Source organism: Arthrospira sp. PCC 8006 (assembly GCF_046480465.1).
GTDB classification, from domain to species: Bacteria; Cyanobacteriota; Cyanobacteriia; order Cyanobacteriales; family Microcoleaceae; genus Limnospira; species Limnospira platensis.
Genome location: NZ_PKGG01000023.1, coordinates 17,948 through 41,238 on the forward strand (window position 1 = coordinate 17,948; position 23,291 = coordinate 41,238).

Sequence of the window (23,291 nt, forward strand, 5' to 3'; positions counted from 1 at the left end):
AATGATTAAATGATTAGGGAAATTGGGGTGATGGGTGGGAGGGTAGGAGGCTAAAATTCGCCAGCATGATAGGAACTCCGAACCAGGGGACCGGAGCGAACGTGAGAAAAACCCATATCTTTGGCGATCGCCCCTAGACGGTCAAACTCTTGGGGAGTCCAATATTTATGGACGGGGAGATGATCGAGGGAAGGGCGCATATATTGACCGATAGTGAGGCGATCGCATTTAACCTCTCGTAAATCAGCGAAAGCCTGTAAAATCTCGTCTTCGGTTTCCCCATGTCCCAACATCAGACCGGACTTAGTAGGAATAGTCGGGTCAACTTCTCGGACGTGGCGCAACAGGTCAACAGAGCGATCGTACTTCGCCCCCCGTCGCACCGGACCAGTAAGCCGCCGGACGGTTTCAATATTATGGTTATAACAAGCAGGTTTTGCTCTCACCACCAAATCAATACGCTGATATTGTTGCTGTTGAGTATCTTCAGCCTTTCCCCCCCAAAAATCGGGAGTGAGCACCTCAATTTGAGTTTGGGGACAACAAGAGCGAATTTGCTCGATAGTAGCCACAAACCACCCCGCGCCGCCATCAGCCAAATCATCCCGCGCCACAGAAGTTAACACCACATAACGCAACCCCAAAATTTGGACTGCTTCGGCTACCTTGCGGGGTTCATCGTGATCAAGTGGCATGGGAGCATGGCCCTTATCAACTTGACAAAAAGCACAGGATCGGGTACAAGTAGGCCCCATAAGTAAAAAAGTAGCGGTCCCCTGAGCATAACATTCACCCCGGTTAGGACAGCGCCCCTCCTCACAAATAGTATGAATTTGTCGCTGTTTGATAATCCGTTGCACCTGTGATAGTTGACTCGCGGCACCAATAGGACGACGCAACCACTCAGGCATAGATTTAATTGCGTCTCGGTGACGTGATGAAATAGAATCAGAAGTGCTTGACATAATGTATTGATATCTAGGATAGCTATTTTTTAGAACACAAAGCAGTTTTCTGCGATGCTGATTATATGGGAACTTACTATAACAGTTTCTCAAGCCATCGAGTACATTCGGAAGCCCCTCGCCCTCCTTGGGAGAAGGGTTGGGCGTGAGGGCTGCAACCTAGACTTGTGCAAAACGCTATATATGTGGCTGCATCTGGTAAAATGTACAAGTTTACATTCCTTTCGGAAACAGTTAGGTAGATTAGCTGCCCGGATCAAGTAAGCCGGGAGCCCAGCGCTACCCTTCTGAGAACAATTCTTCATATTTCAAAGGAGAAGAAAGGTAAATTAGCGCTAATTCTTGATAAGGATTAGCTTTTATGACAGCATCCTTGACCATTGTTGGTGATACCATACTATTCTCGGTTTTGTTAATCTATGAACAGATTTGAGAAGGTTAAATACTGCACCAATATTCAGATTATGTATTCATCACCGGGGGAGTAAGCCGTGGCAGGTCGGAAAATTATAGTTATTGATGATAGTAAGGTAATTCGGGTCAAAGTTCGGGAGATGTTACCCCAGGGTAACTTTGATGTGCTAGAAGCCAAAGACGGGAAGGAAGGCATAGACCTAGTGCGCCAAGAACACCCCAACCTGATTATGCTGGATTTCCTGTTACCCAAACTCAGCGGATGGGAGGTTTTTCAGCAAATCCAAGGTAGTGAAGAACTTAGGAAAATCCCTCTGGTGTTGATGTCGGGTCGAAAAGAGGAAGTGACGGAGAAAATTGCTGAACCCTTCGAGTATTTTGAGTTTATCGAAAAGCCTTTTGAGAAAGGACAATTGGTAGATGCGATCAAGTCGGCTTTTGAAAAGGCTAAGAAACCTCGCCAACCTCTGAAAGTGGTTCCCCCACCTGCACCGGCTAAAGAGACAGCCCCTCCTCCGGCTGCGGTGACAACGGGGGCGGATGCGGCTAAGATTAAGGCTTTAGAACAGAAAATTGTCGCTATGCAGAAGGAAATGATCGCCCTGAAAAAACAGGTGGCTCAAATCAAGGCTTTTGTACTCAAAAAGGTCAAGTAGGGGTGAGTAACTTTTGATGATGACCCTAGAATCTTCGTTTTTTAATCAGCTTGAGGCGGCGGCGGATACCCTCATGAAACACTTGGATAATTTTTCCAGGGTGCGAGTTTTGGTGGTGGGGGATCTGACTCTGGATGAGTTTCTGACTGGTCAGGTGGAGAGGCTGTCGCGGGAAGCACCAGTGCTAATTCTGCGCCATGAAGTTACTCAACAAATCCCAGGAGGGGGAGCTAATGCGGTTTACAATTTGGCTAAGTTGGGGGCTGCGGTGTCGGTGGCTGGGTTGGTGGGAAAGGATGACCAGGGGGAGACTCTCAAAGGGATTTTTCGGGAGGCGGGAATTGATACGACGGGTATTCTGACAGACCCAGACCGCCCTACGGTGACTAAAACTAGGATTTCTGGACACGCACGCCAGTCGGTGACTCAGCAAATTGTCCGGGTCGATCGCAAATCGGATGATTTACCCAGCTTAGAACTTCAATTGCGGTTGGCTGAATATATCGAACAACACAGAGATAATGTTGATGGGGTGGTTTGTTCGGACTATGGGGATGGGGTGTTAACTTCCCCGGTTATTGGTGCGGCTTTGGGTCATGGGTTTTCGGTGGTGGATGCTCAAGTTGATTTACAACGCTATCAGGGGGCGATGTTGTTTACTCCTAATGTTCCGGAAGCGGAAAAGGCGGTAGGATATGCGATCGCTAATGAAGAGAGTCTCAGACGTGCGGGGAGTGATTTACTGAATTTGACTAAGGCGAAACGGGTACTAATTACTAGGGGTGAGGAGGGGATGAGTCTTTTTGAATGGGGGGAAAATCACACCCTACAAGTTAGCCATGTTCCTCCGTTTAATGTTTTGGATGTTTTTGATGTGACGGGGGCGGGAGATACTGTGGTGGCGGCTTTAACTTTGGCTTTATCTGTGGGGGCGAGTTTTTGGGAGGCGGCGGTTTTGGGTAATTTGGCGGCTAGTTTGGTGGTGCGTCAGTTTGGGACGGCTACGACTTCTATAGCGGAAATGAAGGAGGCTTTGCGATCGCTTTTGGAGGATGAAGTTAGTTGAGTGGACTATGAACAGAGTAATCATCCATGATGCGAAAAATCAGCAGTGGTTACTATTTGAAAATCCCTGCTATATTGTTAATTGCGATCGCCTCGAACAGGTGATTCCTGGCTTAGAACAGGTTAACCAAAGCCTCCAACAACAGCATTTATGGGCGGCGGGTTTTATCAGTTATGAAGCCTCTAGCGCTTGGGATTCGGCTTTGACTACCTATCCCCCAGATGAGTTTCCTTTGCTCTGGTTTGGGCTATATGAACAACCACAAATTATCACCCCACCCCGCCTCTGTTCCCCATCAGATTATACTGTGGGTGAGTGGTTATCTTCTGTCACCCCCACTGAATATCAGGAGGCTATTAAGCAAATTCGAGGTTATATTGCTAGGGGGGAAACCTATCAGGTCAATTATACTTTTCGCCTACGGACGGAGTTTTCTGGGGATGCTTTGGCTTGGTTTTGGCAATTAGTGCGATCGCAACAAGCCGACTATGCAGCATATATCGAATGTGGCGATCGCTTTACCATTTGTTCTGCTTCCCCGGAACTATTTTTCCAACTCTCTGACCGTCAACTGGTCGCCCGTCCCATGAAAGGAACCGCCCCCCGTGGTTGCACTTTAACCGAAGATAATGCCATAGCCCAAGGGCTGCAAAATTCCCCCAAAAACCGCGCCGAGAACGTCATGATTGTGGATATGATCCGCAATGATATTAGCCGCATTGGCGATATTAAAACCGTCCAAGTTCCCCAATTATTTACAGTCGAAAAATACCCAACCCTGTGGCAAATGACCTCCACAGTAACCGCAAAAACCCAGGCTTTACCATCAGAAATTATCGCCGCTTTATTCCCCTGTGCCTCAATTACAGGCGCACCCAAACCCAGAACCATGCAGTTAATTCGCCAGTTAGAAACAACTCCCCGCCACCTTTATACTGGCACCATTGGCTTTATCGAACCCGAAAATAGCCCCAATAATTATAGAACCCAGTTTAACGTAGCCATTCGTACAGTTATCATTGACCGCCAAAATCATCAAGCCGAGTATGGCGTGGGTGGCGGTATTCTTTGGGATTCTGACAGCCAGGATGAATACCAAGAATGTCAAACCAAAGCCAAGTTTCTGAGCCTCAATAATAGCTCTGATTTTTCCCTATTAGAAACCATGCTTTGGACACCAGAAGCAGGATTTTTTCTCCGGGAAGACCACCTAAAAAGGTTATCCGATTCAGCCATTTATTTTGGGATTCCGTTATCCGTAGAACACATCAATCAACAATTAATAGATATAAGTAAATCCTGGTCAATTCCCTATCGAGTTAGGTTATTAGTAGACCGCCAGGGTGTTCTAAATTGCGAAATTTCTGCCATTGAGAAATACCCACCTAACCGACAGATTTATTTAGGTTTATCTCCCACCCCCATTAATTCCCAAAACCCTTTTTTATATCACAAAACCACCAACCGCAGCATCTATGAAACCGCCCGTAATTCCCGTCCCGACTGTGATGATGTGATTTTATGGAATGAACGGGGAGAGGTTACAGAAACTACCATTGCTAATCTAATCATTAAAATCAATGATGATTGGCTTACCCCCCCAGTAACCAGTGGTTTACTTCCCGGAACTTTTCGGGGTAGCTTACTCAAACAGGGTAAGATAAAAGAGGCTATTATTGATATAGAAACCCTCCAAAAATCGGAGGATATTTATATCATTAATTCTGTCCGCCAATGGCAAAAAGCCACTCTTAAAACCACTAAATAACCCCCTCTCGCCGTCTCTCCAGAAGGCGGGTTTATTCATCTTCCGGTGTGGGAGATATAGCGGTTCGGTGGATTAGTGAGGTACTTTTCAAAGCCCCTCTCCCCTAGTGGGAGAGGGGTTTGGGGTGTAGACGCGCAGCGGCTTCTCTTTGAGTGGGCTGTACCTTATGGATATGAGAAACGCTATAAATTCACAGGAGAAAGAGGGCGGGTTTATTCATCTTCCGGTGTGCGAGATATAGGGGTTCGGTGGATTGGTGAGGTACTTTTCAAAGCCCCTCTCCCCTATTGGGAGAGGGGTTTGGGGTGTAGACGCGCAGCGGCTTCTCTTTGAGTGGGCTGTACCTTATGGATATGAGAAACGCTATAAATTCACAGGAGAAAGAGGGCGGGTTTATTCATCTTCCGGTGTGGAATATAAATTCACAGGATAACCCGCCCCTACATTATACATAAATGATACATAAAGGGTGGGGTTTAAATGTGGTTTTGGTTGGGGAGTCAGGATGAGGCAATCATCAACAACTGACAGCGGAAAATAATTGCCTCTGGTGATTAGCTAACAATACTTGGAGATATCCTCGTGACACTCATCAGCCAGATAAGATAAAGCCCGAAAGCGTAAGCCGACTAATTGCTCATAGAGGGGGTTAATCTTGCACATGGGGGGGATATGAACAATTTTGTGACCAAAGAGCTTAATATCCCGTTCAAAGGGACACTGAGGAGGAACCATTTTACAAATAAATTTGGCTACTTTGGGATCATGTAATTGCCAGTCATCTAGCCAATGCTTGACGGGAGCTAAAACATCTATATGATGGTGGTGATGTGATGGCTGTTTGGGCTCTTTGCAGTAACCTTCTGATAAATCTTCTAAGGTGTGTCTGAGGGAGTCTAAGGCTTTAACCTCTAAACCCAAGGCTTGACAAAACTGGTGGAGAAGATCATCTTCACAGACTGAATAAATGCCGTCAGCCAGGGCGACCATGACGGCGGTTCGTAGGAAGTTCTCGGCGAGAATTGTGTTTTTTCCTAGGACTTCTGCTAATTCCTGGGGGGAAATGGGTTCGAGGGTGTTAACATCGATATCTGTTGCGAGGATGTCATGGGTGATGCTGGCAATTAATTCCTGCTCTTCTTCTTGGAACTGACCGTCGGCCCAAGCTAAGGCCAGTAAGCCTCTCATCCAGGCGAGAGTCTGTTCACTTGTGTATTGGGTGGATTCAGCGATGCTATTCATTAGTTATCCTAGCGCTCGATATTTCCAGTTTAGCTTAGGCGATCGCTCAAAAAAAAGTATATACAATGTTACCAAGAGAGCAAAAGCCTACAACCGAATGCTGTAGGCTCAAACTCGCTATAATGTTAATAACTGTCGCGCGCTATCAACTGCTTCCGGTGAAAATCACTTCCGGGAATTTGGATTGGGCTTCGCCAAGGGGCCGCCGTCTGCCTTCCTCTTGCCAGTAGTTGATGACTTCGGTAGCTTTATTGAGTAACTCAATGCGCTCGACATCATTGATCCAGCGCTTGGACTCTAGTTCATTTTTGAGTTCTTCCCAGGCATCTTTGCGTGGCCAGAAAAAGTAGGAGGTCAGTGGACTACTGCCTTTTCCCACTACTTGGTCAACGGCCAGCGCGACGTTATCATCGAGCCAGAGAACTTTTAGAATGAATCTTGACAATTACACCTCCGGGCTAATTTGAGTTAATTGCAAAAAATACACAACACTCTATTATATCGCAGTATCTGTTGTTTGTAACATTTTTGATGGGTTGACATGAAGGCTATTGTAATTTTTGATATTGACGGGGTAATTAGAGACGTGGGAGGGTCCTATCGTCGGGCGATCGCAGATACGGTAGAACTGTTTACTAAATTCTATCGTCCCACGGTCTCAGATATCGATCGCCTCAAATCTGAAGGGGTTTGGAATAATGACTGGGAAGCGTCCAGGGAGTTGATTTATCGCTATTTTGAGAGTCAGGGTCAACATCGCGATGCCATTAACCTGGACTATGGGCAAATTGTAGCGTTTTTCCAATCCTGCTATCAAGGGCCAGACCCAGATAATTGGACGGGTTATATTTGTTCTGAACCCCTGTTGTGTACCCCCGAATATTTCCAGGAGTTAACCGATCATGCGATCGCCTGGGGTTTTTTTAGCGGAGCCATGCGAGATGAGGCATTATATGTATTGCAGGGGAAACTAAATCTGCCCAATATTCCCCTAATTGCTATGGAAGACGCACCGGGAAAACCAGACCCCACGGGGTTGCTGGCTGTGGTGGGTCAATTGGAACCCCCAGAGTCCCCCAAACCCGTGATTTATGTGGGTGACACGGTGGCGGATATGTATACAGTGGCTAAAGCTCAACAACAGGACAGCACCCGGACTTGGGTGGGTGTGGGTGTATTACCTCCCCATATTCAACAGACTACGGAGAGTATAGCATCCTACACCCAGACCCTGAAAAAAGCCGGAGCGACTCAAGTAGTCCATGGTGTACAACAACTAACACCAGAGGTGATTTTCCGGTTGATTTCTGAGTAGTTTTGTCCCACAGCAGCTAGTTTTTACCATATTTAGGGCTAATCAGGCTACACTAGATGATAATACAAAGTTTTAATAGCAAACTTCCTTAAAGCCTGCATCTACCCTATGGGTTCAGCATCTTGATTTGAACCTGCCGAGTTGGTTAAACTTCTATTAAACTGTGATGGTTACTCAGATAATTTATCCATCGAGTCCTGAATTTCAGCAAGCTATTATTAATTGCGCTGATATGGCTATCATTGTGACCGATCGCAATGGTATGGTTTGCACATTTAATCGCGCGGCCGAAAACCTCCTAGGATATACAGCCTCGGAGGCGATCGACCATATTCACTGGACCGAATTTCATCACCAAGACCACAGAAATACTAGCCACTCTGACCAACAACAACAGCTACATCAAACCCTGATAGAGCGAGTAATTTTAGGGGACACTGACGAACAGCAACATACCTATATTCGCCGTGATGGTACTACCCTCCCCGTATCTGTGTTGATCAGCGGTGTGAGAGACGAAAATGGGCAATTGATGGGATTTTTGGCAATGGTGCGACCACTACCACAAGCAGCGATCGACACCCAAAAACAGCGACAGCAGTTTCTTAGGAAACAACAACAGGCACAAATGCAATTGGCTCGGTCTTGGGAATTTTATCACGGAGATATTGACCAAGCATTTGAGACCCTGACTGCTATTGCTGCCCAAACTTTGCAAGTAAGTAGAGCAAGTATTTGGTTTTATACAGAATACCATAATGGCATTGAGTGTGTCAAGTTATATGAACAGGAAAAAAACTGCTATTCTCAGGGTATAAAACTGGAAGCTGCCGACTATCCTAGTTATTTTGCCGCCCTGGAAAGGGAAGAGATAATTGTGGCATTCGATGCCCAAAATGACCCCAGGACTAGGGAATTTACCGCCGCCTATCTCCAGCCTCTGGATATTAGGTCTATGTTAGATATTCCGATTCGTTTATCAGGGGAAACTATCGGGGTTCTGTGTTTAGAAAATCAGGGAGAGGTGATTGATTGGGATCTGCAACAACAGAACTTTGCCACCTACCTAGCGGACTGGGTAACTCTAACTTTAGAGGCTCATGAAAGAGCGATCGCCCAAAAAGCTCTACACCAAAGCCAAAAGCAACTACAAGACATCCTCGATCACGCTCCTGCCATAATTTACATGAAAGACAATAGCGGGCGCTATCTCCTAGTTAACCGAGAATATGAAAAGCGGTTTAATTTGCACCGTGACCAGGTACTTGGTAAAACTGACTATGATTTGTTTACCCCCGATATAGCCCTAGCTTTTCAATCGGCTGATACAGCTTTGTTGGAGAGTGAAAAACCTATCCAATGGGAAGAAGAAATCCGGTTTCATAACAGTTGTAACACCTACCTATCCCATCGTTTTCTGTTAGAAGATGATACCGGAAAACCGGCAGCTATTTGCTGTCTGGCTACAGATATCACCAACCACAAACGTTCAGAAGCGGCTCTGCGGGAAAGCGAAGCCACTAACCGAGCCTTATTAAATGCCATTCCTGATTTAATTATCCAATGTCAGAGGGATGGTACAATAGTTGATGTGAAACCGCCCCGTGATAGTTCTGACTGGATGTTACCAGAGTTATTGTTAGGTAGAAATATCCTAGAGATTTTGCCTAATGAAGTGGGTAATCATCTCCAAAATGCTCATAATCGCGCTTTATTTTCCTCAGAAATTCAAGCCATTGAATATAAACTACCGGCGAATAATGGGGAGGATTGGAGGCAATATGAAACCCGCATTGTCTCTGGTAACTCCCAAACCGTCATTTCCATAATTAGGGATATTACCGAACCAAAACGAGCCACGACTGAGTTAGTACGTCGCGTACAATTAACGGCCCTCAAATCTGAGGTGGGGTTTGCTATGACCCGTGGCGGTAGTTTATCGGAAGTTCTGACTAATTGTGCTAACACTTTGTCGGCTTATTTGGATGATACTATTGCTTGTATTTGGACTTTAAATTCCGCCAAAACTTTACTAGAATTACAAGGTATTTCTGGCTTAGAAAATCCCCCGGAAAATTTGGCGTATATTAAAGTGGGTTCTCAGCCAATTGGGGTAATTGTCAGTGAGCAACAGTCGATTTTGAGCCTAGATTTATCCCATCATGGGTGGAGTCAAGATTTTGCAATTATTACCGAGCGAGGTTTCACTAATTTTGTGGGGTATCCGTTGATTGTTGAGGGTGCTTGTGTGGGGGTAATTGGTTTATTTAGTCGGGAGTTGTTGAGTAGGCAATTTTTGGAAACTTTGGCGGTAATTGCTAATCAAATGGCGGTGGGTATTGAATTTAAAAAAGCCGTGGTAGCCTTACAAAGCCGTGAGGAACAATTAGAATTGGCTCTCGAAGGTAGTGCTTTGGGTTTATGGGATTGGAATATCTCCACGGGAGAAGTATATTTTGACCCTCAATGGCAACGGATGTTAGGATATGATGAACACCAAATTGATAATAGTTTTCAGTCTTGGAAACAATTAATTCACCCCCATGATCAAAAACGGGTTGTGGAGGCTTTGAATGATTCTGTTAAGGGTCGCCGCCATGTTTATAAGGTGGAAGTGCGAATGCTAAATAGTTCCCAACAATGGCAATGGATGCTGTATCGGGGTAAGGTATTTACATGGGATGAACAGGGACGACCTCTGCGGATGACTGGGACTTATAAAGATGTTAGCGATCGCAAACAAGCTGAAATTGAACTATTGCGGGTTAAGGCGGCGGTAGATAGCAGCAGTGATGCTATTGTGATGACTGACCTGGAAGGAAAGGCACTATATTTAAATCGCGCTTTGATTGAAAGTTACGGCTATACTGTGCAAGAATTAAATGCGATCGGCGGACCGATTAAACTTTATATTTCTACCCGGGTTGGTAATAGTATTTTGGCTTCTCTCCAAAATTTGCGATCGTGGAGTGGAGAAGTGGGTATTAAAACTCGCTCTGGGGTGATTATTCCTAATTTAGTCCGTGCTGATTGTATTTTTGACCCGACACAAAATCCCATTGGATTAATTATTGTACATACGGATATTACCGAGCGACGACGTGCCGAAGAAACTCTCCAACAAAAGTTACTACAGGAACGATTTGTCGGTATTATGTTGGAGCGGATACGCTCATCTTTGAATTTACAAGAAGTTTTGCAAACTGCTGTGGAAGAAGTCCGCTATTTCTTGCAGGTCGATCGCACTGTTATTTATAAGTTTAATTCCGATTTTACTGGCTCTATTGCGGTGGAGTCCGTGGGGGCGGAATGGATGGCTTTGCAGGGTTTAGATATCCGTGATGATTGTTTTGAGTCCTCCCATGCGCGGTTGTATGAAGATGGCAGAACTAGAGCGATCGCTGATATTTATAATGCTAATTTAACTGCTTGTCATGTGGGACTGTTAGAAGGTTTACAGGTGAAAGCTAATCTGGTAATTCCGATTTTACAACCTAAAAATGTGGCTAAAGACAATAGTAAACTTTGGGGATTGTTAATTGCTCATCAATGTCGGGATACTCGGAAGTGGCAAGCCTTTGAGATTTCTAGCCTTAAACAAATCGGCGTGCAATTGGCGATCGCTCTCCAACAATGCAGCCTCTTTGAACAGGTACAAATGGAACTGGCTGAACGGAAACAGGCGGAAGAGGCTCTCCAAAGATCCGAGGCGAGAGAACGACGCAAGGCTAAACAGCTTGCTACTACTTTGCAAGAGCTGAAGAGTACCCAGGCGCAAATTATCCAAAGTGAAAAAATGGCATCTTTAGGACAGTTAGTGGCTGGGGTGGCTCATGAAATTAACAATCCGATTAGTTTTATTTACGGTAATGTTAATCCGGCTCGACAATATTTAGCCGATTTATTAGATTTGTGTGAATTATATCAGCAGGTTTATCCCGAAACTCATCCCGATATTCAAGATAAGATTGAGGAAATAGATCTGGAGTTTATTAAGGAAGATTTTGGTAATATTTTAGAGTCCATGCAACGGGGAGCCGAGCGAGTCACTAAAATTGTTTTATCTTTGCGAAATTTTGCTAGGCTTGATGAGGCTAAAATCAAAAAAGCCGATATTAATGAAGGCTTGGTAAGTACGATCATGATGCTACAAGGTCGCTTTAATATGGTTGCCAAAAAATGCCAAATTCAACTGATTAACCATTGGGGGGATTTGCCGAAAATTGAATGCTTTGCTAGTGAAATCAATCAGGTATTTCTGAATTTATTAAATAATGCGATCGATGCTTTGGAAGACCGGATCAAAGTCCATAGAGACTTTATTCCTACCCTCACGGTCACGACTTTACCTGTTCATCATCCTAAGTCTGGTAATGTGGGGGTAAAAATCGAAATTGCTGATAATGGTCTGGGAATACCCCAGGAAATACAGTCGAAAATTTTTGATCCATTTTTTACGACTAAATCTGTGGGACGCGGCACAGGTTTGGGTTTATCTATTGCTCATAAAACTATTGTTGAGCAACATGGTGGTTATCTCGAATGTGACTCCCAGGAAAATGTCGGCACTACCATGATAATTAGACTGTTTAATAATTATCTTGATCAGCGAATGTCTAAGGTGGAATAATGATGACAATTGATATAGTGCTTTTAATCAATGCTATTGATGATTTGGAACCTCCCTTTGCCGATTTTTTAGAAACTGCTGAAGTGATGATTACAGTAGCTTCAAGTTCATCGGAAAATTGGCGTGTTGAATGGTTACAGGTTGAAGACGGTATCCCCCCAAATACCATGGCGGCTATTGATACTATTGGGGATATTTGTAGTGACTTTCAATGGCGACCACAAGCCATGAGAGTGATTTATTGCTGGGAAGGTAGACCCACAGAATGTCAGCCAAACTCCACCAGTTTGACAACGGCGATTAATCAAGCGATCGCATCATGTCAACTCCATGATGTCACTATTTATATTAACCGCCCAAATAATTGCCCAAGTCAAGAGTTAAATCGTCTAGCCGAGGAAACGGGGGGACAGGCTTGGGGAGAAGACAATGCGATCGCTAGTTGGGCAATATTTCTGGAATATTTAACCTTTAAAAAACCCGTAAAATCCCCAGCAATTATCCCCCGAAACATCTTTAAAATAGGCACATTTAACCTATATAACTTAGTTTTACCCAATCAAACTTATTACGAAATCCGACAATATACCCCAGAACTTTACCAACAAAAAAAAGCCTGGATTTCTCATCAGTTAGCAACCATGCAAGCCGACATCATCGGATTTCAAGAAATCTTCCACCCCGAAGCACTACAAGAAATTCTCGCCGCCACCGAATCCTATCATAATGCTCATTTAATTACCACTAATCCCCGTGTGGATAAACCCGTAGTAGGTCTCTGTTCCAAATTACCAATTATATCCTGGCAAATTTATGATAAATTCCCCCCAGAGTCTCAAATAGATATAGAAGGAACTATTATTCCCATCAACCATTTTTCCCGACCAGTTTTAGCAGTTAATATTCAACTCCAAGACCGCCTACAATGTACAGTTTTTGTGGTGCATCTAAAATCCCAGCGTCCCCAAATTACCGAAGGAGTAGATAGCCAAGACCCCGTAGAAAAAGCCAAAGGAAAAGTCAGGTCTTTACTGCGTAGAGCCGCCGAAGCTACGGCTTTACGATATATTATGCTCAAGACTTGGAGCCACAGTCAAAATCCGATTATTCTTTTAGGAGACTTTAACGATAGTGATTTAGCCATTACCACCAAAATTATGGCGGGGGATATTTCTTGGAAAAAAACCCGATTTAAACCAAACCACAACCAGGATGAGTTACGGCTTTACAGTGTCAAGGATATTCAGGCTAGGCAAAGTTACCGAGACTGCTACTATACTTATATGTATAATGGTTATTATGAAACCCTGGATCATATTTTGGTGAGTCAAGAATTAGTTGTAGAAAACTCCCGCCAAGTTGGGAGGGTTAGTTATGTTGCCTTATTCAACGATCATCTAGTAGACCAAAGCCTAAGTGATGAATCAATAGAACCCTGGAAATCAGATCATGGACAGGTTGTGGCGACAATCCAACTCAATGGTTATCCTGGATAACTAGGTAATCAAGGTGGTTTTTGAGGTGACTAGATCATTGAATCAGTCCTGGGTATTTAGACACCCGGTATTAGCAGTAACTAGGTTCAATCAGCCTTAGGGTTGAAACTGACTCGGGAAAGCTAATTAATGCAGTAGACTATGGTATCTTGGTGTCTGTTTGGCGTATCCGTACCCAAATAAGCAACATAGACCCCAAAAAACAACTGGGTTGAGTACAATGTTAATATTTGCTATTTATCAATCCCTTGACCATGTGGGTTCACTAGCTTATCCCACAACCTAGGTTAAAATACATTATGAGTGATAACCACCCAAATAACTACCAAGAATCAGATATTTTGATTGTTGATGATACCCCAGGAAATTTGCATCTATTGTCACGAATTCTTAGCAAAAAAGGGTATAAAGTTCGTGAGGCGATCGATGGTAAAACCGCACTACAGGAGGTAAATAATAAATTACCTGATTTAATCCTGTTAGATATTATGATGCCAGATATAGATGGTTATGCAGTTTGTAATCAGCTTAAATCGGAGCCATACACCGCCGAAGTACCCATCATTTTTCTGAGTGCTTTGGACGATATTTTTGACAAAGTAAAAGCCTTTGAAGTGGGGGGAGTAGACTATATTAGTAAACCTTTTAAATTTCAGGAAGTTTTAATCAGGGTAAAAAATCAACTGACTCTCCGCCGCATTCAACAGCAATTACAAGTGTTAAATACCCAACTGGAAGCCAGAGTTGAACAGCGCACTCAAGAATTAGAAATCGCTAACAGTAAACTTCGGGATATGGCTTTTCGTGATGATTTAACTAATTTACCAAATCGAGCCTTATTTTTGGAACGTCTAGCTGATGGTATTGATGTCAAACAGGAACATCATAATTATAATTTTGTGGTGTTGTTGCTAGACTGCGATCGCTTTAAAATGATTAATGAATCCCTCGGACATTCCGTAGGTGATCAACTCTTAATTGCTATTTCCAAGCGTCTAAAATCCCTGCTAAAACCGGAAGACACCCTCGCTCGTTTAGGAGGTGATGAATTTGCGATTATGGTTAATAAAATCGAGGATATGGCGGAAGCAAAAGCCATGGCTCAAAAAGTTCTTGAGAGTTTTTCTCATCCTTTTTTCCTCCCCAATCAAGAAGTATTTATTAATGTAAGTATTGGCATATCTTGGTCACATTTAGATTATCAAAAACCCGAACATATGCTGCGAGATGCAGATACAGCAATGTATCGAGCCAAAGATTTAGGCAAAGGTCAATATCATATATTTGACCCCAGTATGCACCACAATGTTTCCGAAAAGCTACAAATTGAAAACGATTTAAGGCGAGCTATTAAGAATGATGAATTTCTGGTTTATTATCAGCCAATAATTCATCTAACAACTGGAAAAATCGCAGGTTTTGAAGCCTTAGTTAGATGGCAACATCCCCAAAAACAATTGATTCACCCCGTCTTATTTATTCCCATAGCCGAGGAAACAGGTTTAATTAATGCCATTGGCAATTTAGTCTTAGAAAAGGCTTGTAAACAATTCCGAAGTTGGCAAAAAAGTAAACTGATTAATGATTCGATGTTTATCAGTGTTAATGTCTCAGCCAGACAGTTTGCGAACATGGATCTAAGTCAGCAGATACAACAACTTTTAGAAGTCACTCAACTAGACCCCCATTGCTTAAAATTAGAAATCACAGAAAGCGCAATTATGGATAACCCGAAAACAGCCGTCGCTATTCTGGAAGGTTTTAAAAAGCAAAACGTCAGACTAAGTATTGATGATTTTGGCACGGGATATTCTTCTTTAAGCTATCTGCATAATTTCCAAGTTGACACTCTCAAAATCGACAAATCTTTTGTTCAAAGAATGGATAATAACGGTTCAAGTTGCGGCTTAGTTCCCGTGATTGTTAATATTGCTAAAACCATGAAAATGGGGGTAATTGCTGAGGGGGTAGAAACCTCCGAACAACTGTCATTATTGAGAGGTTTAGAATGTGAGTTTGCCCAAGGTTATTTATTTTCTCAACCTGTCCCCGAAAGTTTATTAATGGAGTTAATAGCAGCCGATAAAATCTGGTAAATCATCCCAGTCTGATCTAACGATAATCAATTCTTTACATTATCAAAAGCCATGGATTATGAATAATCAGAATTTGGCATCAGCCGACATTTTAATAGTTGATGATGTGCCAGAAAATATTAGGTTATTATCAACTATGTTAATGGAGTTTGGATTTCGGGTGCGTAAATCCATTAACGGTAAGATGGCACTCATGGCAGTTAAGGCTTTAAAACCGGACTTAATTCTACTTGATATCAATATGCAAGGCATCAATGGTTATCAAGTTTGTGAAGCCTTAAAAAATAATCCAGAAACTTCGTAAATCCCGATTATTTTTGTGAGTGCTATTAATCAAATCGAAGATAAAATTAAGGCTTTTCAAGTAGGAGGAGTGGATTATATCACCAAACCTTTTCAAGTAGAAGAAGTGATGGCGAGGATTCACAATCAACTCAAAATCCAAAATCTGCCAAGAGATTTATAGCTTCAAAATCAGCAACTAAAAGCCACCTAAAAGCAGTTAGCAGCCACCCAGATCGAACTAATCTAAAAGGAAAAAATGGTAGCTTTAAATCAATTGGTAGCGGGGATTTTTGATGAACTTAATAATCCGATTAATTTTATTTCTGGAAACCTTGACCCCGCCTATCAATATGTTGAAGATATAATCGAGTTAATTAATTTATATCGATAAGAATATCCCCATCCTTCCCCCCAAATTTTAGCCCGAGCGGAAAAACTGGAACTAGATTTTATCTTAGAGGATCTTCAGAAATTAATCAGATCTCTGAAAACAGGTATCAAACGCATTGATCAAATTATGTTAGCCTTGCGAATTTTCTCCCGCACTAATGAAGCTGAAATGAAATCGATTGATTTGCATGAATGCCTTAACAGTGTTTTGCATTTAATCAGGCATAGATTGCCGGGCAATAATCATAATATTGAGATTAAAGTTATTCAACAAAAGGCGGAAAACTTGCCGTTTATAACCTGCTATGCTGGATTAATTAATCAAGTAATCATGAATCTAATTAATAATGCTATTGATAGCTTACAATCGGCTGACAGTCAAGCCCATGAGTCCGACTGGGTTCCGACTATTTGGATAACTACAGAACAAGTTAATCCTAACCGGGTAGCGATTCGGATTCGTGATAATGGTATGGGGATTGCACCGGAGTTACAATCTCGTTTATTTGACCCATTTTTCACGACCAAAACGGTGGGTCAAGGTATGGGATTAGGACTAGCTACCAGTTATCAAATTGTAGTAGAAAAACATAACGGACAGTTGATTTTATCTTCTATTCCTGGCGAGGGGGCAGAATTTCGGGTAGAATTACCGATCGCCCCAATTTCCCAGGGTAGCGTAACTTAACCATTATCGATGAGTTTAGCGATCGCCTGATTTAAAAGAGGGGGCCATTGTCGTCTAATTTTGCCAGTTTGGCGATCGATAACCACCAGAGTAGTAGTGGCGCTAACATATCGTTGTCTACCGTCTAGGGACTCAATCTCAAATTCCCAGGGGATACGAACTTTAGTTAGGCCAGAAATACGATTTTTAACCTTAATGCGATCGCCCATGTGTACAAATTGATGATAGCGGATTTCCAAGTCAACCACAGGCAACTCAAACCCCAAAGCGACCAACTGATCATAACCAACCCCCACAGACCGCAACGCCCCAATGCGGGCTTCCTCCATCCAACCCACATAAGTCCCATGCCAAACCACCCCCGCATAATCAGTTTGATGTGGGAACACTTCCACCAAATACTCAAACCAATTTGAGGCCATAGTCGGCTGATCTTGTGAACTAGGATATTTTAATCGAGACACTTTACAATTCGTTCCAAAACGCTACATTTCTACAAATTATCAGTTAATCAGCCGCTTTGTCCTAAGTTATATAATAGTGCGTTTGATAATGAGCGTTGTTTTGAATTTTGGGCAAAACCTATGATCAATAAAATTTTAGTTGCTGTTGCGGGTCGTGGACTGTGCGAAGAGATGCTAAATATGCTGATGGATTTACCATCTCTGCAACAGGCATCTATCACCCTTCTCCATGTAGTGCCCAGCCAAGTCACGGCCGAGGGAATGTCCGTCAAACTAGAAGAAGGAGGCAAAATCCTCGCCCAGGCCGTCCAATCCGTGAAAGTCGATCCCAACCGAGTTAATCCTAGACTCAAACAAGGCGATCCCAAAGATATTGTTTGTCAGGTAGCAGACGAAGAAAACGCCGATCTAATTATTATGGGTTCACGGGGGTTAGGACGACTGCAAGCCGTCTTAGAAAACTCAGTCAGTCAATACGTTTTCCAACTCACATCTCGACCCATGCTGTTGGTCAAAGACGATACCTATGTCAAGAAGCTACGGCGGGTCATGGTAGCTTATAATTCATCCCCAGAAGCCCAAGAATGCCTAAAAACGGCGATCGACTTTGTTAAAGAAATCCAGGGCGCACAACTAATTATCGCCCATGTTAATAAAGATCTCAGTGGCAAATCAGCAGAAGATTACACCGCCACTGCGGAAAACGACCCGGTTTTAGCCCCGGCTGTCGCCCAAGCCAAACAAATGGGAGTTAGTTATCGTTGTGTAACCGGAACCGGAAAACCCGGCCCGGAAATTTGCCGGATCGCAGAAGACCTCAACGCCGATCTGCTGTTGCTGGGTTCTCCCGATCGCCGCCCCACCGTGGCCAAGAGTTTCATTGATATCGATCGCCTACTCGGAAACTCCCTATCCGACTATGTGCGAGTTTACGCCAACTGTCCAGTGTTATTAACCCGCCACGCCGGGTAAAAGTTTAGGGCGGGTGAGAGACTGATTAACCCGCCCCAAGCGTGAATTTTACGGATAAAAACTCAACTGAGGTAGTCCCAGAGTTTCCGACCATCCCTTCATAATATTGAGGCATTGAACCGCCTGTCCCGCTTGACCCTTAATCAGGTTATCAATGGTAGAAATCACGATCGCCCTATCGGTGCGTTGGTCCACCTCAATACCAATGTAACAAAGATTTGTGCCACAGGCCCATTTACTTTGGGGGAAAGTTCCCCCAGGTAAAACCTTAACCCAGGGAGAATTGCGGTAAAACGCCTTATAAATAGTCAGCAAATCTTCTCGCACCAAACCCGGGTCGCGCAAGTTAGCGTAAACCGTCGCCAAAATACCCCGCACCATAGGCATCAAATGGGGGGTAAACTGCACCGTCACATCATGTCCAGCCAAATCACTACAAACTTGCTCAATTTCCGGCGTGTGGCGATGGTGTCCACCAATACCATAGGCTGAAACCGAGGCATCTGCTTCCGCCAATAGCATATTAGTTTTAGCCTGTCGTCCCCCGCCAGAAGCCCCCGATTTAGCATCAATAATGGCACTATCCGGGACAATTAGCCCCTGTTTTAATAGGGGGGATAAAGCCAACAAACTAGCGGTCACATAGCAGCCAGGACAGCCCACTAATCGCGCTGAGGCGATCGCATCTCGGTATAGTTCAGGCAAACCATAAACCGCCGTCCTAGCCACATCCAGATCAGCGCTTCTTTCCTTGTTATACCACTTGGTATAGGTATTTAAATTAGTAAACCGATAATCAGCAGACAGGTCCAGAACATAACAGCCTTTTTCTAACAGTTGCGGAGCCATTTCGCAGGCCAAACCATTCGGCAAAGATAGAAACACCACCTCACACCGACTAGCAATTTTATCCAAATCAATTGGTTCAATCATCAACTCCACCTGATGACCCAGGTGGGGATATAAACTACAAAAAGGTTTTCCGGCGCTACTTTCTCCTCCCAAATAAACAATTTCAACCAGGGGGTGATCCTGTAATAAGCGCACCAGTTGCACCCCACCATAACCTGATGCACCCACAATTCCGATAGGTGTACGTTGATTACTCAGTTAAACTAAGCAAGCCAGTCACCCAGCCTACTCGTCTCCAAAACCGTGCATGAGACTTTCACCTCACACGGCTCCTCAGAATCAAGCCATGCTGTTATACTCTATGTTTAAGAAGGCTCACCCATTTTCCCTTATGGAAACAGCCAAACCTACAGCCACCTGTTTCCGTAACTTGCCAGTATTTTCGCCGCCAATAATTCCTAGGTTTATCCGGGTGACGACGTTTCGCCCAACTCCGCAATTTCCGGTCAATTAACCTATCTAAATTTCGATGAATTTTGCGGTTATTAGCACCTTGATATTGACTAAACCAATCCGCTATTTTCCGATTCAGCAGGTTAATTAAATCCCCTTGACGACTGGCTTTATGGCTACTAACTATCGTCGCCAATTCTCGATAGTGTTGATGGGCAGATTCTCGACTAGGGCTGATGGTAGTATAATAGTTTAACCCTCGGCGATGATGATTTTTAAACTGGCGAATATGAAACCCCAACAGGTCAAAACCCGGAGAGTTTTCCTCAACACAATTAGCCGTGTTCGTGACAGCATAAAAATCAGAAACTTGGGGAATTTCCAATTTGTCTAGCCACTCACTGACGGCTTTTTGATAGATGTTGATATTCCTCATGTCACCATCTAAAATCACCATAATTTCGCCGAATCGAATCAGAGTAGTTTCCGGGTTGCTCAGTCCCCTAATTAACCGACTCAATTGGTGGTTTAACTCTCCCAAAGCGATCGCATCTAATAAACACCCCAAAGCCCCATCAATCCGAGCCTTATTCAGACCCATAGAGCGCGGTAAATCCGGCAACCTTTGAGCCAATATTCTCGGTTGACAAAGCCTGGTTAAATCAATAACCCAGACCAACTTATGGCCATTTTCCAGACTTTTAGCGATCGCCTGCAACAGTTCCCCAACCGATGAAAAATGAGAGCCAACAGCATCATCCAACTCCCAACGAGCCCGCCATTCCGGTTCCAAAGCCCATTGCATCAAACACTGTTGAACAGCTATAGAACCCCCATCACAACTATCACTAGCAAGATACCTCACAGAAGCCGAACGCATCAGCATTTTTTGGAGTTTACGGACCACCTTAATATCACCCCGTTTCGAGGCGCGGTAAATCCGTTGTTGCAGCTTCCATAGACAACGTTGCCAACAGTTTCGGCGGCCTTTCATCTCCCCCTTCACCGTCAACAACGACTCATCTACGCATACCATCCTCGTCCCTATCAGACTGGCTTTAGTCTTCTTCACAGCAACTCACTCACTCAGCACAGCAATCAATTCCGTGTGTCCGTCTGCATATCCCCGATTTATAGTCAGGGCCTTCGCTTCTGACACAATCCCTCCCCTAAGCCGCCTGGAATACCCAGTTATCCGCCTTGGTTGACTACTCAGTAATAGGCTAAAAACCCACCGAGAGCAACTTAGAGGTTATCCCGTTCCGAAAATCGCTTTGGTTTCTGGCCTTAGAGTCTTCCTTTCTACCGGGGGCCTTTTGAGTGCCGAGTTATTCCCTACAGAAATAACCTGTTAACGTTGGCAACAACAACGCTTTCTTGCCCCATACATATAAGGCAGCGTATACCCGCCTAATTTGGAGTCTAACGGTAGTTCTCGCAGAAGTTCGTTTCCCTACTCATAGCCAGCTACAGGGCGCTTAAATCCCCATTTAAAAGGGTTTACGCCCAATTCCCGCTTCACGGATTGATGACCAGTCGCTACCGTGGGGAACTGTTTTCACTCCGGCACTTGGAGGGTTGGACTTGGATATTTTTTGATTCTGATACTTCCCATATTGGGACCTCTCAGACTTCCGCACCAACAAGCGAGATTCAGTTGTCAAGGGTTAATATCCCCTTGCAGCCTTTCCCCTAGGGGATTTTCCCTATTTTCAGGCTAACGGGTCGCACTATTGCATGACTCCTAACATGATTAGCTTTTGAGATAAGTCTTGTGACCTACCCAGACCTTTTAGAACCCTTGATAGAGACTTTCACATCATACCCATCCTAGTTCTGTTGCTGCATTGTAGTATCAAATTTCCCCCATAGTGCAGAAGTCTATAGTCGCCATCCCATTTCTGACAAGGTTTTTTTGAGCCGTTTGGCTTCCGGGGGGTTGGTTTGTTCATATACGCTTATCGCTCTTTCAAAGGCTTTCAGACTATCGGGAATGTTGCCAATACCTAACAACGCCGCCCCTAAATTTTGGTAGGCTTCCCCATAGTGAGGGTTAAGAGAAATCGCTTTTTGATAAGATGCGATCGCTTTTTGGGAATTTCCCATCGCCCGTAGAGTCATGCCCAGGTTATAGTAACCTAAGCTAAATAATGGGTCAATTTCTATCGTCGTTTCATAGGCCCAAAGCGCCGCTTTTAGGTTGCCCCTACCTTTCAGCAGATTTCCCAGATTATTATAAGCCCCTATTTTTAATTGAGGGAATACATTAACCGCGATCGCCTTTTGATACTGTGCTTCCGCCGCCTCTAGTTGTCCCCTTTTGCTATAGGCAATTCCTAGGTGATAATGCAATTCATACATAGTCCCCCCCTCAATTCCAGATGCCTGCTTTAGCCCTTTTTCTAACAGGTCAATACCTGCTGAGAGTTTACCTAATTGCACATACAGAGCCCCTAATTTACTCGCTAAGTAAGGGTCATCGGGATGCTGTTTTAAATAGCTTTCCATAGCTTCACWAGCCCTTTGTTGTTTATTCTTTACCGCGATCGCATCCGAACTATATCCATAATGAGCGATCGCTATTTCTGGNATAGAACCGATCCGCCACTGAGGTTCCCGCCGCAAAATCTCCATCACACTATCATCAACCAAAGCATGATAAGGGCGAGAAAAATACAGATCCGGATGATTTCTAAACAGTCGCGACACCAAAGAATAAGGAGACTGCACCGCCCCGATTTCCTGTCGCACCAAGTTAATCAGCAAATAATCTTCCTGGTTAATTAAACCTCTAATTTGAGGGATAATTCCCTCCATTAATCGCTCATCAGCATCTAACACCAAAACCCAATCACCTGTCACATATTTTAAACCCGCATTTCTCGCCGACGCAAAGTCATCACACCAGCTAAACTCATACACTCTCGCCCCCATATTTTTAGCAACTTCCGGCGTTCCATCTCTAGAACCTGTATCCACCACTATCATTTCATCTACTAACTTTCCCACCGTCTGTAAACATTCCCCTAACTGATGGGCTTCATTTTTGGCAATTATACAAAAGCTAAGTTTCATCTCTATCAACTTTATCCAAAACTTTGAGTATTATTATACCCAATCTATTCCTCTCTCCAAGTCCCTCTCCCCCCCCCCTGGGAGAGGGATTTAGGGTGAGGGCAATGTATTAAGCGACTGGTGAACCAGCTGTAATTTACCCAAGTCTGGGATAATTACTACAACTTAATTAACCATTAATTGCCTACTTATTAACCCTAGATTAATCCATTTTATACTACCCAAATTCCCAGGATTTATCTATCTATAGCATTAGTCAAGGTGGTTAGGACTCAGCTTTTATAACGGAATCCATGGCATCATCGAGAGAATCAAACTGCTCACGTGCAATGGCGAATGCGGGCTTTCAACCACGACCAACATTTCTCTATCTTGTTGAGGTTTGGCGAATAAGGTGGTAGATAGAGCAAACGGCATTGAGCCACCTCCACTAGCTCAGGAATCCGTCCCCCTCTATGAAACGT

Annotated in this window: 17 protein-coding genes and 2 pseudogenes; 11 read left to right on the forward strand and 8 right to left on the reverse strand. The window is 43.9% G+C overall.

Translation table 11 applies throughout. The features are described 5' to 3' along the window. Positions 1-50 precede the first annotated feature (50 nt). Positions 51-965, reverse strand: coding sequence for a lipoyl synthase (gene lipA, locus B9T16_RS05980; protein ID WP_410244304.1), 915 nt, complete (start codon positions 963-965; stop codon positions 51-53). A 491-nt stretch (positions 966-1,456) separates the two neighbouring features. On the opposite strand from lipA, the gene B9T16_RS05985 reads away from it, so the two are divergent. From B9T16_RS05985 to pabB, 3 genes are read left to right on the forward strand one after another with little or no spacing between them, the layout of a single operon-like run. Continuing rightward, positions 1,457-2,035 carry a response regulator gene (locus B9T16_RS05985; protein WP_410244305.1) on the forward strand — a complete coding sequence of 193 codons (579 nt, stop codon included), beginning with the start codon at positions 1,457-1,459 and terminating at the stop codon, positions 2,033-2,035. 19 nt (positions 2,036-2,054) lie between these two features. Then, a complete protein-coding gene (locus B9T16_RS05990) occupies positions 2,055-3,101 on the forward strand; it encodes a bifunctional heptose 7-phosphate kinase/heptose 1-phosphate adenyltransferase (RefSeq protein WP_043469024.1) in 1,047 nt (348 codons plus the stop codon). 7 nt (positions 3,102-3,108) lie between these two features. Continuing rightward, positions 3,109-4,869 (forward strand): aminodeoxychorismate synthase component I, encoded by a 1,761-nt coding sequence (gene pabB / locus B9T16_RS05995; protein WP_410244306.1) that lies wholly within the window; start codon positions 3,109-3,111, stop codon positions 4,867-4,869. Positions 4,870-5,427: 558 nt separating this feature from the next. On the opposite strand, the gene B9T16_RS06000 is transcribed toward pabB, so the two are convergent. Both B9T16_RS06000 and B9T16_RS06005 read right to left on the reverse strand, forming a co-directional pair. Beyond that, entirely contained in the window at positions 5,428-6,111 is a 684-nt protein-coding gene (locus tag B9T16_RS06000; RefSeq protein WP_410244307.1) for a Mo-dependent nitrogenase C-terminal domain-containing protein, read from the reverse strand. 145 nt (positions 6,112-6,256) lie between these two features. Beyond that, positions 6,257-6,556, reverse strand: coding sequence for a 30S ribosomal protein PSRP-3 (locus B9T16_RS06005; protein WP_006619075.1), 300 nt, complete (start codon positions 6,554-6,556; stop codon positions 6,257-6,259). Between the two features lie 96 nt (positions 6,557-6,652). Here B9T16_RS06005 and B9T16_RS06010 point away from each other — a divergent pair, with 96 nt between their 5' ends. From B9T16_RS06010 to B9T16_RS06040, 7 genes and pseudogenes are all read left to right on the forward strand, one after another. Further along, a complete protein-coding gene (locus B9T16_RS06010) occupies positions 6,653-7,426 on the forward strand; it encodes a TIGR01548 family HAD-type hydrolase (RefSeq protein ID WP_410244308.1) in 774 nt (257 codons plus the stop codon). A gap of 166 nt (positions 7,427-7,592) precedes the next feature. Continuing rightward, positions 7,593-12,056 (forward strand): PAS domain S-box protein, encoded by a 4,464-nt coding sequence (locus B9T16_RS06015; RefSeq protein ID WP_410244317.1) that lies wholly within the window; start codon positions 7,593-7,595, stop codon positions 12,054-12,056. After that, on the forward strand, positions 12,056-13,552 hold the full coding sequence (locus tag B9T16_RS06020; protein WP_410244309.1) for an endonuclease/exonuclease/phosphatase family protein: 1,497 nt from the start codon (positions 12,056-12,058) through the stop codon (positions 13,550-13,552). The genes B9T16_RS06015 and B9T16_RS06020 overlap by 1 nt, the downstream gene beginning before the upstream one ends. 299 nt (positions 13,553-13,851) lie before the next feature. After that, positions 13,852-15,648: an EAL domain-containing protein gene (locus tag B9T16_RS06025; protein WP_410244310.1), complete on the forward strand. Its 1,797-nt coding sequence runs from the start codon at positions 13,852-13,854 to the stop codon at positions 15,646-15,648. A gap of 142 nt (positions 15,649-15,790) precedes the next feature. Beyond that, a pseudogene (locus B9T16_RS06030) lies at positions 15,791-16,114 on the forward strand (response regulator). Between the two features lie 75 nt (positions 16,115-16,189). Then, complete coding sequence (locus tag B9T16_RS06035) at positions 16,190-16,324, forward strand: hypothetical protein (RefSeq protein WP_410244311.1); 135 nt, start codon at positions 16,190-16,192, stop codon at positions 16,322-16,324. Between the two features lie 126 nt (positions 16,325-16,450). Further along, positions 16,451-17,011, forward strand: a complete 561-nt coding sequence (locus tag B9T16_RS06040) for a sensor histidine kinase (protein WP_410244312.1) — start codon at positions 16,451-16,453, stop codon at positions 17,009-17,011. Here the strand turns inward: B9T16_RS06040 and B9T16_RS06045 are convergent. Then, positions 17,008-17,433 carry an acyl-CoA thioesterase gene (locus B9T16_RS06045; RefSeq protein WP_199318180.1) on the reverse strand — a complete coding sequence of 142 codons (426 nt, stop codon included), beginning with the start codon at positions 17,431-17,433 and terminating at the stop codon, positions 17,008-17,010. The genes B9T16_RS06040 and B9T16_RS06045 overlap by 4 nt on opposite strands. Before the next feature lie 162 nt (positions 17,434-17,595). Between B9T16_RS06045 and B9T16_RS06050 the strand changes: the two genes are divergently transcribed. Beyond that, positions 17,596-18,447, forward strand: a complete 852-nt coding sequence (locus B9T16_RS06050; protein WP_410244313.1) for a universal stress protein — start codon at positions 17,596-17,598, stop codon at positions 18,445-18,447. 48 nt (positions 18,448-18,495) lie between these two features. Here the strand turns inward: B9T16_RS06050 and argC are convergent, their stop codons facing one another. From argC to B9T16_RS06070, 4 genes and pseudogenes are all read right to left on the reverse strand, one after another. After that, positions 18,496-19,527, reverse strand: a complete 1,032-nt coding sequence (argC, locus tag B9T16_RS06055; protein WP_014275501.1) for an N-acetyl-gamma-glutamyl-phosphate reductase — start codon at positions 19,525-19,527, stop codon at positions 18,496-18,498. Positions 19,528-19,651: 124 nt separating this feature from the next. Next, complete coding sequence (locus B9T16_RS06060) at positions 19,652-20,824, reverse strand: group II intron maturase-specific domain-containing protein (RefSeq protein WP_410244314.1); 1,173 nt, start codon at positions 20,822-20,824, stop codon at positions 19,652-19,654. 809 nt (positions 20,825-21,633) lie between these two features. Next, positions 21,634-22,827, reverse strand: coding sequence for a glycosyltransferase (locus tag B9T16_RS06065; protein ID WP_410244315.1), 1,194 nt, complete (start codon positions 22,825-22,827; stop codon positions 21,634-21,636). A gap of 265 nt (positions 22,828-23,092) precedes the next feature. Next, positions 23,093-23,291 (reverse strand): annotated as a pseudogene (locus B9T16_RS06070) (transposase); the annotation flags it as partial.